Genomic DNA, 17868 nt, shown 5'->3' on the forward strand with positions numbered 1-17868 from the left:
TTTCTACACCGCACGCAGAATGGAATTATAAATATAAATTGATTTTGAATGTTAATTTTTATTATATATAAAATTTCATTAACCGTGCGTAGAGTGTGTTTTTAAATTTAATAATCTCTTGGGTGGGTGCTTTAATTTCTAATTAAACTATAAATATAATTAAAATTAGAATTTCAAAATATAGTTGTAAAAAATAAAGGGTGGGGTGTGAAATAAAATTTAAAATAATATTATTACTTGAAAAATATATGAATTTGCAATATAATTTTCGACATTAAAAATATGTAAACTAAATTTTAATATTTTAATAAAAATTAATAGTATCTATCAAACAAACTACGGAGTGTATATTATGGAATATAATTTTACTACCATTGAAAAGAAATGGCAGAAATTCTGGAAAGATAATAATTCTTTTAAAACAACATCTAAACCTACAGACAAAAAATATTATGTACTGGAAATGTTTCCTTATCCGTCTGGTAAAATGCATATGGGTCATGTTTCTAACTATACTATAGCCGACTCTATATCTAGATACTATAGGCTTTTAGGATATGATATATTGCATCCAATGGGCTGGGACGCTTTCGGTATGCCTGCAGAAAATGCTGCTATAGAACATAAAACTCACCCAGCAGAATGGACTTTAAAAAATATAGCTAATATGAAAGAGCAGTTAAATTTGCTTGGATACTCTTATGATTGGGACAGAGAAGTTACAACTTGTTTGCCTGATTACTATAAATGGGGACAATGGTTTATATTAAAAATGTATGAAAAAGGACTTCTATATAGAAAAGGCGGTGATGTTAACTGGTGCGATCATTGTAATACAGTGCTTGCAAATGAACAGGTTACTCCTGAAGGCACTTGCTGGAGATGCGATGGAGAGGTTACTAAAAAGAAACTAGAACAATGGTATATAAAAGTTACTGATTATGCAGAACAATTAGATGCAGATTTAAAATTGCTTGAAGGATATTGGCCTGACAATGTTATAGCTATGCAGAAAAACTGGATAGGAAGAAGTGTTGGTGCTTATGTTAATTTTACTTTAGATGACGGTAAAGATTTTCCTATATTTACAACCCGTCCAGATACTATTTACGGTGTTACTTACATGGCGATAGCTTGGAATTATGATGGGCTTTTGGATATGTGTACAGATGAACAAAAAAGTTCCGTAGAAGAGTTCATAAAGAAATCTGCTAAAATAGATCAAAAAACTGATTATGAAAAAGAAGGTGTATTTACTGGAAGATATGTTGTAAATCCTTTTAATGGTGAAAAAGCTCCTTTATACGCTGCTAATTTCGTTTTGGCTGAATACGGAAGCGGTGCTGTAATGGCTGTTCCTGCTCATGACCAGAGGGACTTTGAATTTGCTAAAAAATATAATATACCTGTAAAAGTAGTTATACAGAATGCTGATAATTCTTTGAAAGCTGAAAACATGACCGAAGCATATACTGAAGATGGAGTGGTTGTTAATTCTGATATTTTAAACGGACTTTCTACAAGAGATGCTATTAAAAAGGCTATAAGCTATGCATCAGAAAAAGGGTTCGGCAGTGAGAAAGTACAATACAAACTTAGAGATTGGCTTATATCAAGACAAAGATATTGGGGCAATCCTCTTCCTTTTGTACATTGTGAGAAATGCGGAATTGTACCTGTGCCTGAAAGCGAGCTTCCTATAACTCTTCCTATGGATATTGAGTTTACAGTTGGAGATAACCCTCTTAAAAAATCAGAGTCATTTGTTAATACGACTTGTCCTAAATGCGGAGGAAAAGCTAAAAGAGAAACCGACACTATGGATACATTTACCTGCAGTTCTTGGTATTATGCAAGATACACTGATGCTCATAATGATAAAATGCCTTTTGACCCTGCTATTGCTAATGCTTGGCTTGGGGTTGACCAATATATAGGTGGTATTGAGCATGCTTGTATGCACCTTTTATATTCAAGATTCTGGTACAAGTTTATGAGAGATATTGGACTTATCAAAGGAGATGAGCCTTTCAATAGACTTCTTACTCAAGGTATGGTTTTAGCAAACAGCTATGAATCAAGAGAGTTAAAAAAATTCTATACTCAGGAAGAGATGAATAATAAAGCTTATGAAAAAGACGGTATAAAAAAAGAAGATATAATAGTAAAAATGGAAAAGATGTCTAAGTCAAAAGCTAATGGAGTTGATCCTGCTGAGATTATAGAGCTTTTCGGTGCTGATGCAGTTAGAATATTTGTTATGTTTGTTGCTCCGCCTGAAAAAGATAAAGAGTGGTCTGATGAAGGGGTTAAAGGTTCTGCAAGATTTTTAAATAGAATTTGGAACTTATTTCTAAAATACAAAGATGAAGAAGCATTCAAAAATGGTAAGACATTTGATTATAATAACTTTTCAAAAGAAGGACAAAAATTATTCAGAAAATATAATAAAACTATAAAAAAAGTTACAATAGATATTAAAGACAGATTCCATTTTAATACTGCGATTGCTGCTTTAATGGAGCTTTTGAATGATATGTCTGTAATGAAATTGGATAATAATGATGATTATGCTATGTTTAAAGAAGTCATAAGAGGATATTTAATACTTCTTAATCCAATAGCTCCTCATATTACAGAAGAGCTTTATCAGATACTAAACTTTGGTAAGATGATACTTGAAGAAAGCTGGGTTGAACATGATGAACAGTATTGTAAAGACGATACATTCGAGCTTGTATTCCAAGTAAATGGAAAGATAAGAGATAGAGTAGAAGCTGATGTCAATATAAGCGAAGATGATGCTAAAACTCAGGCATTATCAAGCGAAAAAGTTAAAGCATTCACAGAAGGTAAAAATATTATTAAAGTAGTTTATGTTAAAGGCAAACTTGTAAACATAGTAGTAAAATAAAAATATAATTATTAAAAAGATATTAAAGAGTATGGACTTAAAAAATCTATACTCTTTTTTATTTGGCTTTAATTACATTCCCACCCTTTATATTTTATTGTTTTATTTTCACATTTTAATTTTTATTATTTTTATAGTCTAATTACAAATTAAGGCACCCACCCAAGTGTTTATTAAATTTAAAACTTTATTTTACGCACGGTAAGTAGAATTTTATATATACTGACAATTTTTAAGTTTGTCAAAAATTAGTTTTTATATTTTAATATTTTCGTGGACTAGCCCCCGAACCCCCACTTCTTTTGCCGTCTAGGCACATACTCGGTGGTGACCCAGGCACAGCCCGCCTGCGGCGAGAAGCAAAATGACTGCATTTTTTAATAAAATACAGATACTATCATACATTTAAAACTTATTTTATTAATAATTAATAATACTTTATATTATTTATAATTTATAATTACATTTATTAACAACTCAAAATTGACAAATTATATTTGTTTAGATATATAATCACAATTATAATTCATAACTATCTTATATTTAGAATTTCGTTTAACGTGCATTGTGAATACTTCAAATTTAAATAAAGATTGGGCGGGCTTCATTAATAACAGTAAAAGTTTATAAATAATAAAATAACAATAATAACAAATAAAACCATAAAATTAAATGGGCGGGAGTTAGAATAAAATTTTAAAATTAATTAAATTTTATCTAAAACTATATTTATCTTCAATATTTTTTATGTTTTTATGACGATATTATTAGTAGTATCTAACTCCAAAGCTTTTTTATAATCTTTTAATGCCTCTTTATACATTTTTAAACTATATTCAGCATTTGCTCTATTACAGTAGGCTTCAAAATAATTATTATCAAGTTCTATTGCTCTATCATAATCTTTAATAGCATCTTCAAAAAGCCCCATATCATATTTAATCATTCTCTATTATTATATGATTTAATATGATTTGGATCTATTTTTAAATCTTTATTATTTTTTAAGGTTTCTTCATAAAAGTTTATAGCTTTATCATAGTCTTTTAAGCGAGATTTTTCTAATTTATATTTGTCTATAGGCTTTTTAAAGAAATAGCTAAATATTGAGATTGGTCGCTCCTATATAACAAATATTAATATAATCATTATAACATAAATAATTTTTTATATTTTAAAATTTTATTTACATCCCCGCCCTTTATATTTTATTGTTTTATTTTCAAATTTTAATTTTTGTTATATTTATAGCTAAATCAGAAATTTTAGCCCCCGCCCAAGTGCTTATTAAATTTAAAAATCTACTCTACGCACGGTTAGATAAATTTTATATATGATAAATGTTAGAATTCATAATTATTTTATTATTTATGATTTTATTCTGCGTGCGTATATAATATTAGAAACTTAAATAAATTTCTTGTTGAAATTATAATAATTCATTTACATTATCAATATTATAATTGTAAGATTTAAAACCTTCTTCAGTATTAGTTATGTTAATAATGTTTATTGAATCTTTTATATCATTAAATTCTTCGCTGTCATTTACTGCTTTATATAAAAGTCTTAATGTTTCATAATTATTAATTGTGAAAAACATTTGCATATCATTATTTCTGCTTAGATTTAAAATGCTTTTAAATAAATATTTAGCAGTGTCACTATCTAATGGGTTTGTTATATCATCTGCCAAAATTACATTATTCTTGTTTGCTGCTATAGGAAGTATTATAGATAAATATTTTTTTAATCCTTCTCCCATTAAATTCAATATTAGTAATTCATTCATTCCTTCAATATTAAGATAAATATCATTATTAAGTACATTTATTGATTTTATGTTATTATTGAAAAATGAAAGCATTTCTATTATAGGTTCTTCATTTTTGCCTTTTAAAATTTCTATTAGATATGCTGTTAATGTATGATATTCTATTGTACTTGGTATATAAGTTTCTTCTCTGTTCACTATATTTTCAGCTTTTTTACCCATCATAAATATAGTATTATTAATATTAGGTATGGTTATTTTTTTCTCTTCTATATAATTATCATTAGAATCATCATTATTAATAATAGTGTTATAATTTAATTCAATATTATTATCATTAGGTATTTTATTATCTTTTAATATAGGACTAATATTAATATTATAGCTTTTATTATCTTTATTATAATTAAAATTTATATTATTATAATAGTTGAAATTATAAAATAATGTTTTTATTTCGGTTTTATTTTCTTTTGCTCTGCTTATAGTTTTGATATTTTCTATTATGTTTATACGAGATTCTGATAAAATAAGCATTAAAGTTTCAAGTATAGTGGTTTTTCCTAAGTTATTTTTTCCTACTAAGAAATTTATTTTTTTAAAATCATTTATTTCAATTTTATTAAAACATTTAAAATTTTCTATATATAAGTTTTTAATCATAATAAAAATCCAACAAATTGTAATTATTACAGAATTAAATATCGGAGTTTTGAGAAAAAAATAGAGTTTATTAATTTTTACATTTATTAATTATATGCTATAATAGGCACTATTATAGATAACGATATTTTTAGGGGATTAATATGTATATACTACCTGCAATAGATTTGAAAAATGGAGAGGTTGTAAGGCTTGTAGAAGGCGATTATGATAATAAAACTACTTATTTTAAGGATCCTTTAGAGGTCTTGGATTTTTTTATTAAAAGCGGAAGCAGTTATTTGCATGTAGTTGATTTGGACGGAGCAAGCGACGGAGAAACTATTAATTTTAAAACAATAGAAAAGATAATAAAGAACTGTAATTTATTTGTAGAAGTAGGCGGCGGCATAAGAAATGAAGAAACTATAAAAAAATATTTGGATATAGGAGTAAAAAGAACAATATTGGGAACAGCTGCTGTTGAAAATATAGATTTTACTGAGAATATGATTAATAAGTATAAAGAACATATAGCAGTTTCTATAGATTCAAGAAATAGAATGATAGCAGTTAAAGGTTGGAAAGAAATAAAAAAATTGGACTCTGTAGAGTTTTGTATGAAATTAGATAGTATGGGTATAGATACTATTATCTATACAGATATTTCAAAAGACGGAAAACTTTCCGGAACTAATTTGGATATATATAAAGAGTTGAGAGAAAAACTTTCATGCAATATTATAGCTTCAGGAGGTGTTACTTTTGAAGATGAAATTATAAAATTAAGAGATATGAAAATTAATGGTGCGATAGTTGGAAAAGCTATATATGAGGGTAAAATAGATTTAAAAAGAATAATAGAAATAGCAGATATTTAATTATTAATCTTTTGCGGTGTCATAAAAATTGTGAGCGTTTATTAAATTCTCCAAAAGCGGACGGAGTCATTTACTAGACATTGTTAGCGAGCAGTTTTTATTAGCAATAATTTTTGGGGGTATTATAAAAATTGTGATCGTCTAGCTAGACATTGTTAGCGAACAATTTTTATATTAGCAATAATTATGAAAGAAATAAATAATATATTAGAAAAATGCAGAAAAATAGTAAATAAAAATTTTATAAAAGAAGAAATAGAGAAAATAGAAAATAATGATAATTTTATCAGAGCAATGAAAGAAGAAAATAATAATAGTTTTGATATTTTTTATAATATGCTTTATGAATCTTATTCTAAAGATTTATTTGAAAAAATAGTAAGATATAGATATTTATTATCATTTTACAGAGATGCTTATACTAATTCAAAAGAGAAAATAAAATTAAGTATGAAATACGGCTCTATTAATATATTTTCTTGGGGATTAAAAAGATTTCTGTTTTCTTTAGAAAAATATAAATATCCTAGCGAAATAGAAAATTTTTTACTTTTTTATATATTCGGACTTGAGCAATATAATATAAAAAACATATTTGAAGTAGGCGGCGATAGTGTTATATTCGATATAGGTGCTTGGAAAGGAGATACGGCTTATTTCTTTTCAAAAAAATGTAATGATAATGCAAAGATTTATGCTTTTGAGCCGGATATAAATGCTTTTGAAACATTAAAATTGATTAAAGAAAAATATAAATTAAATAATGTTGTTTTAGAAAATATTCTTTTTTCTAATAAGAATGAAAGTGTAGATTTTGTATCTATGACGCCTAATACTCCTACAGTTAAGATGAATGCTGTTACTGTAGATGATTTTGTTGAGAGTAATAATATACGCAAGATAGATTATCTTAAAATGGATGTTGAAGGAGCGGAGATGCATATACTAGAAGGTGCTTTAAATACAATAAAAAAATTTCGTCCTTCTCTTGCTATAGCTATATATCATGGAGGCGAGCTTTTTATGGAGGATTTTTATAAAATTCCTGTGTTTATAAAAGAAATAACAGAAAATTACGAATATTATATAAGAACATTTTCTCCTTGGGGAGGAGAGACAATACTTTTTTGTATACCTAAAAAATAAAATTATGTTATAATTGTTATATGCTAATATATAATATTGACTTTTTATAACGATACTTATAAAATGCAACTTTAGGAGATTAAAATTTATGGCAAGAAAAGATATAGTAAACAGCGTTATAGGAGATGGTTCATCTTTTAAAGGTACTTTTATCGTAAAAGGTTCTTTTCAAATAGATGGAAAATTTGAAGGTGAATTGAAGATAGACGGACATTTAATTATAGGTCCTAATGGCAAGGTAAAGACAAGCACTATTATAACAGAAAGCATTACAATAGCTGGTACTTTAATCGGTAATATAGATGCTCAAAAAGAAGTTATATTGATAGAAACAGGAAGAGTTTTAGGAAATATCGAAGCCCCTAAAATAGATGTAGGAGAAGGTGCAGTTATACAAGGTGAAATGACTATAACAGGCGGCCAGAAAAAAGATATCACAAAAGTAGTACATGAATCTTTTACAGGCATAAAAATTGAAGATGAGGTATCAGAAAATAATAATACTTCTGATAATAATTCGTCATTAGATAATAATAATACTTATAACTCTTATAACACAGATAATAATAATTCAAATAATAGTATTTTTTAATTAAGGTGTATTCATAAATGGCTATAAAAATAAAAACACAAGCTGAAATTAATTTAATGCGTGAAAGCGGACATATATTGGCTAATGTATTTAAAGAAGTTGAAAAAATAATTCAGCCGGGTATCTCTACTAAAGAAATAGATAAATTTGTTTATGATTATATAAGAAAGCATAATGCCAAACCTTCATTTAAAGGTTACGGCAGACCTCCTTTTCCTGGTTCTATATGTTCTTCTATAAATAATGAAGTAATACATGGAATACCAAGTAAAAAGAAAATTTTAAAAGATGGGGATATTATAGGACTTGATATAGGTGTATATTATAAAGGATATCATTCTGACAGAGCATTTACTTTTAAAGTAGGAAATGTATCAGAAGATGCTTCAAGATTGATTGAAGTTACTATGGAGTCATTTTATAATGGTGTAAAAAAGATAAAAGACGGAGTTCATTTGGGAGATGTTTCTCATGCTATTCAAAAAACTGCTGAAGATGCAGGTTATTCTCTGGTAAGAGAGTTTCAAGGTCATGGAGTTGGTGCAAATTTGCATGAAGAGCCTGCTGTACCAAATAGAGGAAAAGAGGGAGCAGGTCCAATACTTAAAACAAATATGGTTATAGCAATAGAGCCTATGGTTAATATGGGGCATCATGCTATTTTAATAGAAGATGATGATTGGACTATTATTACTAGGGACGGATCATTGTCAGCACATTATGAACATACTGTAGCCGTTAAAGAAGATGGTGTTGAGATATTAACAGCTTTAGAAGATGATGAGATAGTAAAAAAATATCTTGGTTAAATAAGAGGCAAAACTTCATTATCTTAAGTTATGGAGAAAATATAAAAATACTATAAAAGCGATGCTATTCTAACTATATAGAAATCAGGTAGCATAAGTTTATATGATGAATGTAAGATTAGTATTTTCTTAAGATAGAGTTCATTTTTATTTAAATGTAGAATATAGGTGTAAAATATCAAGATGAGCTTATAGAATATATTGAAATGAATTTTAATGACTAAGATAATGTATCGGAATTATTGTTTGGAAATGTAGTATTTGTAAATTACGATTATAAACTTTAGTAATGCATCAGATTAAATATATTCATATAGCTAAAAATATGTTTGCTGATAGTATTTATCTTAGAGATAATCCTATCTGTAACGAAATAAAAAAATAGTATAATGTAAAAATTTATTATACCGATACTTTAGACAATAAAACTTTATTTTTGATTTATATTATGAAACATATATTTTTTATATTTATTATATTAATATTGACTTGTTTATCAGTATATTCTCAGGGGCAATCGCTTAATACTCCTAACAGAACAGCAGATACTGCAAGAACTATTGAAATTGAGACTAATACATACGAAGCATTATTCAAAGGTAAATTAGAGCCTGCTTGGGTATATATAGGAGAGGCAAAAAGAGCAATACATAATAATGATATTCCTTATGCTCTATTTATAATGAATAAAACTTTGATGTATTATCCTAATAATGCTGATGCCCATTATTTTCTAGGTTTAATATATGAAAAAGAAGCTGGAAACCCAGCAGAACAAGGCGGTGCTGCTTCTTATCGCTTGGCTATAGAAGAATATAAAAAAGCTATAAATTTAGCTACTAATCTTACAATACCTGCATATAAGTTAGATGCATATTTCAGTCTTTTATATATTTATGAAAAATTAATAGATGAAAATAATTATGCCAATATAGAAAAAGAGATTATTGCTATGGCTGAAAATACATATAAGAATTATGAAAAAGGAAGAATATACTTCAAATTGGCCGAGCATTATGGTAATAGAAACAGAGGTACTTCCGCTGTAGATTATTACAGACAGGCCTATATTAATGGATATAGACAAAAATTATCTCTTTTTAGAATGTCTTTAATATATAGAAGAATGCGTAATTATGTACGAGAAAAAGAAACTTTAATGCTTGCTATTAAATATGATTTTGATTATGTTGAACCTAGCAATTTTAATGTTCAGAAGGCTATAGTCCAAAGATTAGAGGCATTGAAGAATGTAAGAATACCTAAGAAATTAAATTAATTTTATAATATGTATTAAAAATAAAGAGCAATGGTGTATTTTTCATCATTGCTTTTATGTTTTTTATATATTTCTATTGAGAAAAAGTGATTATTATATTAGAATATTGTACTTAATAGTAAATAAATATTAAGAGATGTAAAATGAAAACAAAAATAATTCTAGTATTATTAATATTATTAAGTGCATTAAATTTGTATTCTCAGGAAGATCAATTTAATAATGATTTAAATTTTTTAGAAGATGATTATAGTTTCAGAAATCCTTTTCGTATATATGAAGTTGATAAATATTATATGGGGTGGCAGGATCCTAGGGCATTTATAGGACGCATATTATTTGCTAAGAACTTTAATGTAGAGAAGAATTTATCACTTATTGCTCCTGATGTTAATTGGGATTTTCAAGCTTTATCAGTTTATGTTGAAGGCCGTTTAGCTAGTGAGATAATGTTTTATAGAAATAAATATTTTTCTGTAGGTATGGGCGGAGCTATGGAGATATCAATACTTGGAAGAAGCAGCGGATTATTCGATGTTTATGATTTTTCCGGACAGTTTATGGTATTTGCTGATTTATGGCTTCAGAATCTTGTCGGAATTAACATGAAAATTAGATTCATACCTATGTATCATCAATCTACACATTTGGTAGACGGATTTAAAGGCGATACTCAAATAAAAAGCGGAAGCAGTTATGAATTCGGCTCTATAGCGGTTTATTATTATATTAAAAATTTTAGTATTTATTTAGGTTCTGAAATTTCATATAATGCTATAGGAAATAGTCCGCAGTTATTTAGAATACATACAGGATTAGATTATAGGTTTCCTCTATATAAAGATCAAATTAGCTTAATAACAGGGATAAATATTGCAGCCATTTTAGATAAAAAAGATAGGCTTGGACTTATAAAAGATCCTTGGCATGCTGCTGTTAATTTCGGTATAGGGGTTGAGTTTTATAGATATGCTGTGTCTTTAAAGGTTGGTTATGGAAAGCCTAGAGGAGCATCTAGTTATTTCGGATATGAAACTAAAGTGGGGCTTGAAATAAGTTTATTATTCTAAAATATTCTTATTAATAGTAATTATCTATAAATTAAATATATTTTTTAGAAATATTTGTTATTTTTTTTCTTCATTATGATAAAAAATGATAAAAGACTATATTAAAAAATTATTTATTATGTTAAATTATAATCATGAAATGGAGGTAATTATATATGGCTGAATTATTCGATATAATAGGTCCTATTATGATAGGACCTTCAAGTTCCCATACGGCTGGTGCTTGCCGTATTGGTAAACTTGCTAAGAAGATTTTGGGTGAAGATGTGAAGGAGGCAAAAATATATTTGCATGGTTCTTTTGCTTTAACTTGGAAAGGTCATGGAACTGACAAAGCTATTTTGGCAGGACTTTTAGGATTTGAAACTGATGATCCTAATCTTAGAGACAGTTATAGTCTTGCTGAAAAGGCTAATCTTAAATATGAGTTTATTCCTACCAAATTGAGAGAGGCTTTTCACCCTAATACAGTATATATTGAAGCTAAAGGGGAAACTAATGAAATTAATATATTAGCTTCTTCTATAGGCGGAGGTTTAATAGTTTTGGATAAAGTTAATGGCATAGAGGTACATTATAAAGGCGATTTTCCAACTATTGCTATAGTTAATAAAGATGTTCCGGGTATTATAGCTAAAGTTACTTCTATTATATTTGAAAATGGAATAAATATAGAGAATATGAATGTAACGCCTCAATTTGAAGGTATTAATAGAGGATATGCTATTATTGTTATTGGTATGACTGATGTTATATCAAAAGAGATAGAGGAAAAAATAAGACATATAGAGAATATAAGAGACTTTGTATTTTTAGATAAGTTGTATTAAATATTATATGGAGTATAAAAAATATTATGGACATAAAATCTATAGAATCATTGGTGGCTTTAGCTTCCGAAAAAAAAGTAAAAATAAGTGATATAGTAATAGATATAGAAGCAAAATCAGAAAAAACTGACAGACAATCGGTTATTGATAAGATGACTTCTTATTATGATATAATGAAAGAAGCTGTTGAAAATGGAAAAAAGGATAAATTTAATTTTGTAACAGGTTTGCAAAATGAATGTGTAGAAATAGTAGACAAATTTTATAAAAACAAAAAAAGCATATTGGGAGAAATAGTTGGTGAGGTAGTAACTGCGGCTATGTCTGTAAGCGGTTATAATGCATGTATGGGTAAAATAATAGCTGCCCCTACTGCTGGAAGCTGCGGAGTAATGCCTGCTGTACTTACTGTATGTGAGAGCAGAGGATATAAAAAAGAAGATATAGTAAAATCAATGTTTACCGCTGCAGGATTTGCTGATATCATAGCACAGATAGCAACATTTGCTGGTGCTGAAGGCGGATGTATGGCTGAATGCGGTTCGGCTGCTGGTATGGCTGCTAGTGCCTGTGCTGAGATTATGGGAGGTACGCCTCAGCAATGTGCTGATGCTTTTGCACTTACTATATCAGCAATGCTTGGGCTTATATGCGATCCTATTGCAGGATTTGTTGAGGTGCCTTGTATGGGTAAAAATGTTATGTCGGCTGTTCATGCTATTGTTTCGGCTGAAATGGCTTGTGCTGGTTTTAAAAGTGTTATACCAGCCGATGAAGTTGTATCTGCTATGAAAGAAGTAGGTGACGGAATGGACGAAAGATTTAAAGAAACTTCTTTAGGAGGACTTGCAAACACTCCTACAGGTCGTGCTATATCAGAAAAACTATTGGGAAAATTAAATAAATAATAATCGTATTAGATTATTTTTTATATGTATAAATAAAAGATCTCTGGTAAATTTGTTTATCAGAAATCTTTTATTTATGATAGAATATAATCTCATCATGTAGTTTAAGTATAGAAATCTTAAGTATTATATAAATTCACTTGCTTGATAATGTATTTGTTTAATTTTTATTATCAATAATAAAATATACAGTTATTTTTAGTATTTATCTAAAATAATGTTTCTGCATATATTTTGATAAATAAGCCAGCTATAGCATAATTGATATAATTAATAATATATGTTATTATATACATGATAATTCAATGTGTAAATAATTATTGGGGGCTTTTATGAGGTTTATTTCATGCACATTTTTATTATTGATACTACTATCATGCACTCAAAATTCTGATTCTAATACTAAAGAAAATATTCAAAATAGTGAAACTTCTATAGAAGATTTAAATATAGTTCAGGATTTATCTTTAGAAGATGCTATAGCAAAATATGAAGAATATCCTAGTATAGATATAATAAAAAATCTTATTGATTCAGGTAATATTAATAATACTTTAACACAATCTACAAATATAGTAAATGCCGAAGATACAGAATATGATCTTAGCGTAAATTTCGATGAGGGTACTACTGCTTTAATGATAGCTTCTTATTACGGATATGCTGATTTAGTAAATGCACTTATAGAAAATAATGCTGATGTTAATATGAAAAATAAAAGAAATTATACAGCACTTTTATATGCCACAGATATATGGGCTAGACAAGGTATAGGAATATATGACAGCAATTTTAATGTTGTTGAGCTTTTAGTGATGGCTAAAGCTGATGTTAATGCTGCTGATAATAATGGCTGGACTCCTTTATTCTTTGCTGCTGATAATTCTAATTCTGATGTAGCAGCATTTTTAGTTGATAATGGTGCCAATATAAATATTGTAGATAATGAAGGGATAACACCGCTTTTAGTAGCAAATGATGTTGAAACAGTTAAAATATTATCTAAAACAGTTAATATTAATAAACCTAATTTCGCTGGAATAACGCCTTTAATAGCATTTTCTATGAGAGATATCTCTACAGAGGCTATTAATATTTTATTAGAAAATGGTGCCAATGTAAATATTGTAGATAAAGATGGTGAAACCGCTCTATCTTATGCTATTGAAAATGGTAATTTTGAGGCAGCTTTAATATTACTTGAAAATAATGCTAATCCTAATCTTGCTAAGAAAAAGGCGAAGGAGTTAGCAAATATAGCTAGAGAATTGGGAGATGAGGAAGTAGCTTCTATATTAGATAAATATTAATAAAATGTCTTTGTTGACAAATTATTTTATTTTGGTATATTTATTATATTGTAAAAAAATATATATATTTTATTTGGAGTTTTATAATGTTTGATAACAATGTCCACTATATAAGAAAAGAGCTAGAATCTATTTATAAAATTATAGTAGAGAATTTAGGAAAAGAGTTATTAAATACTGAGATTAAGCGTCTTGAGTATGAACCTAAAATGGATAGAATTAATATTAATAACTTTATATTTATAAGGCTTACTTTTGAAAATGAATATGATCACAAAGAACTTTATTATGATATATACATTGAAGATGAAGATGGACATGATGTTGAAAGAGCTTTGATTAGTGTGGAAAAACCTTTTACTAAAGTCGTTGATAAAATAGATTATTTGGTTAAATTGAACTATCAAGCTAATAGTGATGATTAATAATTTTTTATTAATTTATCTATATTTGTTTTGTAATAGATTTATTTCATATAATAAAAAACAAGGAGTTTTTAATATCCTTGTTTTTTATATTGCTTTGAATTTATTTGTAAAGTTAATTTAAAGGTTTAGTAGAAAGTACAAATTTGTCTTCTGCATATCTTTGAATATTTCCTGATATTATATCATTTAATTTTTCTTTTACTTCTGCTTCATCATCTCCATCAACTATATATAAAGTATCTCTATCAACTAAATAATATCCTTCGTATTCCATATCTGTTTCATATTTTCCGAACTCTGTATTTCTTACTATACAAGCATTTCTATTTTTTTTATCGTCTTGAACATTAAGAGTAATATCTTCAATCCATGTTAATGTAGCATAATCATCTCTTCCATCTACTATACCATTTTCATATTCTCTTTTTACCATTTCTGATTTATCATTGAAAAATACAAACTCTTCTTCAGTTTCTAATCTTCCCTCATCTCTTTCTTCTTCAGACTGATACCAAGTAGTAGAATATAATCTTTCTAATAAATTATATTCTTGAACTGTAGTTCCTGCAGCAGCATTATTAACAGATGCATTTATATTCATAACCTGATAACTTCCATTCCAACTTGACAATGGAGTACCGTCTCTAACTGTTTTATCATCACTTGGTACATTAGTTGTTAATGGTTTGTTTCCTGATGAAGGAGCTGTTGTATCTTTATTACTGCAAGCAGCTGCTAATACTGATAAAATACTTAATATTAATATTATTTTTTTCATAATGTAAACACCTCAACTTTAATTATTTATTATAAATAATAACATAAATTTTTATTTTAAGGTAAAAAAAATTTATATATACTTATCTTTTTTAGATTTTTTTTACATTATTTTATATATATTAAAATATAATTACATATTTTAGTATAATTATATTTTTTATATTACAAATAAAACATAATACATATAAACTAATTTTATTAATAATATTTCCTCTAACAAAAATATAAAAATAATTGAGTTTTAATTTTTTATATAAAAATTGTATATAATATTTTTGACAATTTTTTATATTATTCTATAATAAAATCATTAAATAAGAACAGGGGATCAATATGCTTCAATATGCTGTTATAGGGGTTGGTACTTTAGGAAAGGCATTAATTAATAGACTTATGACAAAACCTTCCATAGAAGTATTTGCTATAGATAATGATATAAATGAAATAGAGGCTATAAAAAATAGTGTTACTCAGGCTATGCGTTTAGACTCTACTCAAAAAGAGGCATTAGAAGCTATTGAGATTAATAAATTTGATGCGGTAATACTCACAATAGGCGAAGATATGATGACAAGTATATTAACAGCATTGCTTTTAAAAGAGCTTAATGTAAAAAATATCATAGCAAGATACTCTAATGAAAAGCATAAGGCAATACTTAGTATGATAGGAATAACACATTTAGTAAGCCCTGAAGAATCTATGGGAATACATATTGCCGAACAGCTTGAGGTGGGGGATACAGTTTTGCTTTATGATTTGACTGAATATCACTCTATAGTGGAATTTCCTGTTCATGGAGGGCTTGCTGGTAAAAACTTCAAAGAACTTGATTTGAGAAAGAAATACAAAATAAATGTTGTTGCTGTAAAGAAAGAAACGGTTGGGATATTAGGGGAGAAAAAAGTTATTGTAGATTGTACGCCTGATCCTGACGAGCCTATGGTTGAAGGAGATATACTTATCATTGCGGGGCATGACAAAGATATAGAAAAAATGTATAAAAAAATGGCTGAATAATAAATGAATATTCAATTTGCAAAAATTTTTATAGTTATTGGTATTATTTTAATAATTATAGGGATATTATTTTTATTTAATATTAAATTGCCTTTTGGGAAACTTCCCGGAGATATAGTCATAAAAAAAGAGAATTTTACTTTTGCTTTTCCTCTTATGAGCAGCATTATAGCTAGCATTGTACTTTCTATTATTATGTGGTTTATTTCTCAATTCAGATAATAATTATACTTTAATATTGCTTTAAAATATTAGGTATCAAAATTATTTAATTAAAAAATTATGAATAAGATGTCTTATAATTAATTTTTTATAGTGATAAATATAAAGTTTTAATTTCGTATTATTAAATAGTTATATGAAATAAGTTATATAGAAAATACAGATTATAAAACATAAAATACTATAAATTAAAAATTGTAATCGCTTATAAATTTATTTTGTTAATAAGTATTTATCAAATAATATTTACTAATTATAAAAATTGGGATTTTGCCAATCATACAAAATCCCAATGATAAAATTAAAAATATTATAAATATATATTAATTTATTTTTTACAAATCTATTATTATTTTGAAAATTCTATACTATCAAGATTAGGTAAACCGAAGCTTGTTAGAGAGTATTGTAAATCCCCAGTAACTTGACCATTAAGAACACTAGGAGAATGAGCTATTTCAAAATGCTTATAGCTGAATTGTATTTTATTATTTGCATTTTTTACTATAATAGAATTTTTTAAATAAGGTGTCTGGGTATTATAGGAACCATCATTTTGGTTTATAAAATATATTGAAGGTATTTTATAAGTTTTGTTATCTGCTGTATAAGAAACAAAATCTTTATCAATAGTTACAGTTAACTGGCTACCATCGGTATAACTTCCTTTCCAAGTAGCTATTAATTCACTATCAGTTCCTAAAGTTCTTTGAGCATTTTGGGTTCTTTCAAATATTCCATTTATATATATACTATATGTTGATAAAGATTTTCTTAATCTTATATATCCTATAGAAGTGCTGTCATTTGGAAAAGATATACTTCCTTTAAATTCATCACCATATATAAGATAGTATTTATAATTAGGTATTGAAGCGTCTGTATCTCCTGATCTATTTGAGCTATAAATAGTAGATGAATCGAAATTAATTATACTTGCTGTATCATTTGAGATTTTTAAACCGCTTATTCCAGTATCTGATATAGTAATGTCTGCAGTTTGTCCGTCTATACTATAAAACTTATATGTTCCTTGAAAATCTTTTGCCACCCCATTTGCAGTATATGTAGTTTGGTTATTACCTTCTGTAGTAGGATTAGTAGGTGAGTTATTATTATTTTTGGAACAGCTATACAATATAGGTAAACATAATATTAAAAATATAGCTGATAATTTTGAAATTCTTTTCATATTGAAATCCTTTTTTTAAATATTTTTTATATATAATAAACTGATTTTATATTTTTTAAACCATATATAGT

General features: G+C 27.0%; 17 protein-coding genes. 13 read left to right on the plus strand and 4 right to left on the minus strand.

The window, feature by feature from the left end:
* Positions 1-352: 352 nt before the first annotated feature.
* Positions 353-2914, plus strand: coding sequence for a leucine--tRNA ligase (gene leuS / locus BFL38_RS08005; RefSeq protein WP_069726566.1), 2562 nt, complete (start codon positions 353-355; stop codon positions 2912-2914).
* 745 nt (positions 2915-3659) lie between these two features.
* Here leuS and BFL38_RS08010 read toward each other — a convergent pair.
* Positions 3660-3860 (minus strand): tetratricopeptide repeat protein, encoded by a 201-nt coding sequence (locus BFL38_RS08010; RefSeq protein WP_069726567.1) that lies wholly within the window; start codon positions 3858-3860, stop codon positions 3660-3662.
* A 483-nt stretch (positions 3861-4343) separates the two neighbouring features.
* The gene (locus tag BFL38_RS08015; protein WP_069726568.1) at positions 4344-5351 is read right to left on the minus strand and encodes an AAA family ATPase; all 1008 of its coding nucleotides are present in this window, start codon (positions 5349-5351) and stop codon (positions 4344-4346) included.
* Positions 5352-5494: 143 nt separating this feature from the next.
* Here BFL38_RS08015 and hisA point away from each other — a divergent pair, with 143 nt between their 5' ends.
* From hisA to BFL38_RS08065, 10 genes are all read left to right on the plus strand, one after another.
* On the plus strand, positions 5495-6211 hold the full coding sequence (gene hisA / locus BFL38_RS08020) for a 1-(5-phosphoribosyl)-5-[(5-phosphoribosylamino)methylideneamino]imidazole-4-carboxamide isomerase (RefSeq protein WP_069726569.1): 717 nt from the start codon (positions 5495-5497) through the stop codon (positions 6209-6211).
* Positions 6212-6397: 186 nt separating this feature from the next.
* Positions 6398-7357 carry an FkbM family methyltransferase gene (locus tag BFL38_RS08025; RefSeq protein WP_069726570.1) on the plus strand — a complete coding sequence of 320 codons (960 nt, stop codon included), beginning with the start codon at positions 6398-6400 and terminating at the stop codon, positions 7355-7357.
* Positions 7358-7445: 88 nt separating this feature from the next.
* Positions 7446-7949: a bactofilin family protein gene (locus BFL38_RS08030; RefSeq protein ID WP_069726571.1), complete on the plus strand. Its 504-nt coding sequence runs from the start codon at positions 7446-7448 to the stop codon at positions 7947-7949.
* A gap of 17 nt (positions 7950-7966) precedes the next feature.
* Positions 7967-8758, plus strand: coding sequence for a type I methionyl aminopeptidase (gene map, locus BFL38_RS08035; RefSeq protein ID WP_069726572.1), 792 nt, complete (start codon positions 7967-7969; stop codon positions 8756-8758).
* 448 nt (positions 8759-9206) lie between these two features.
* The gene (locus BFL38_RS08040) at positions 9207-10037 is read left to right on the plus strand and encodes a tetratricopeptide repeat protein (protein ID WP_069726573.1); all 831 of its coding nucleotides are present in this window, start codon (positions 9207-9209) and stop codon (positions 10035-10037) included.
* A 143-nt stretch (positions 10038-10180) separates the two neighbouring features.
* The gene (locus BFL38_RS08045; protein WP_069726574.1) at positions 10181-11107 is read left to right on the plus strand and encodes a hypothetical protein; all 927 of its coding nucleotides are present in this window, start codon (positions 10181-10183) and stop codon (positions 11105-11107) included.
* Between the two features lie 155 nt (positions 11108-11262).
* Positions 11263-11937 carry an L-serine ammonia-lyase, iron-sulfur-dependent subunit beta gene (sdaAB, locus tag BFL38_RS08050; protein ID WP_069726575.1) on the plus strand — a complete coding sequence of 225 codons (675 nt, stop codon included), beginning with the start codon at positions 11263-11265 and terminating at the stop codon, positions 11935-11937.
* Between the two features lie 26 nt (positions 11938-11963).
* Entirely contained in the window at positions 11964-12845 is an 882-nt protein-coding gene (gene sdaAA / locus BFL38_RS08055) for an L-serine ammonia-lyase, iron-sulfur-dependent, subunit alpha (RefSeq protein ID WP_069726576.1), read from the plus strand.
* 332 nt (positions 12846-13177) lie between these two features.
* The gene (locus tag BFL38_RS08060) at positions 13178-14155 is read left to right on the plus strand and encodes an ankyrin repeat domain-containing protein (protein ID WP_069726577.1); all 978 of its coding nucleotides are present in this window, start codon (positions 13178-13180) and stop codon (positions 14153-14155) included.
* Positions 14156-14241: 86 nt separating this feature from the next.
* Positions 14242-14580, plus strand: a complete 339-nt coding sequence (locus BFL38_RS08065; RefSeq protein ID WP_069726578.1) for a hypothetical protein — start codon at positions 14242-14244, stop codon at positions 14578-14580.
* Between the two features lie 115 nt (positions 14581-14695).
* Here the strand turns inward: BFL38_RS08065 and BFL38_RS08070 are convergent, their stop codons facing one another.
* Complete coding sequence (locus tag BFL38_RS08070; RefSeq protein ID WP_069726579.1) at positions 14696-15361, minus strand: hypothetical protein; 666 nt, start codon at positions 15359-15361, stop codon at positions 14696-14698.
* A gap of 335 nt (positions 15362-15696) precedes the next feature.
* Between BFL38_RS08070 and BFL38_RS08075 the strand changes: the two genes are divergently transcribed.
* Both BFL38_RS08075 and BFL38_RS14655 read left to right on the plus strand, forming a co-directional pair.
* The gene (locus BFL38_RS08075; protein ID WP_008723685.1) at positions 15697-16383 is read left to right on the plus strand and encodes a potassium channel family protein; all 687 of its coding nucleotides are present in this window, start codon (positions 15697-15699) and stop codon (positions 16381-16383) included.
* 3 nt (positions 16384-16386) lie between these two features.
* Positions 16387-16605 carry a DUF2905 domain-containing protein gene (locus BFL38_RS14655; protein ID WP_083249408.1) on the plus strand — a complete coding sequence of 73 codons (219 nt, stop codon included), beginning with the start codon at positions 16387-16389 and terminating at the stop codon, positions 16603-16605.
* A 349-nt stretch (positions 16606-16954) separates the two neighbouring features.
* Here BFL38_RS14655 and BFL38_RS08080 read toward each other — a convergent pair whose 3' ends face one another.
* Positions 16955-17797, minus strand: a complete 843-nt coding sequence (locus BFL38_RS08080) for a hypothetical protein (protein WP_069726580.1) — start codon at positions 17795-17797, stop codon at positions 16955-16957.
* Between the last annotated feature and the right edge of the window lie 71 nt (positions 17798-17868).

Source organism: Brachyspira hampsonii, assembly GCF_001746205.1.
GTDB lineage: Bacteria > Spirochaetota > Brachyspiria > Brachyspirales > Brachyspiraceae > Brachyspira > Brachyspira hampsonii_B.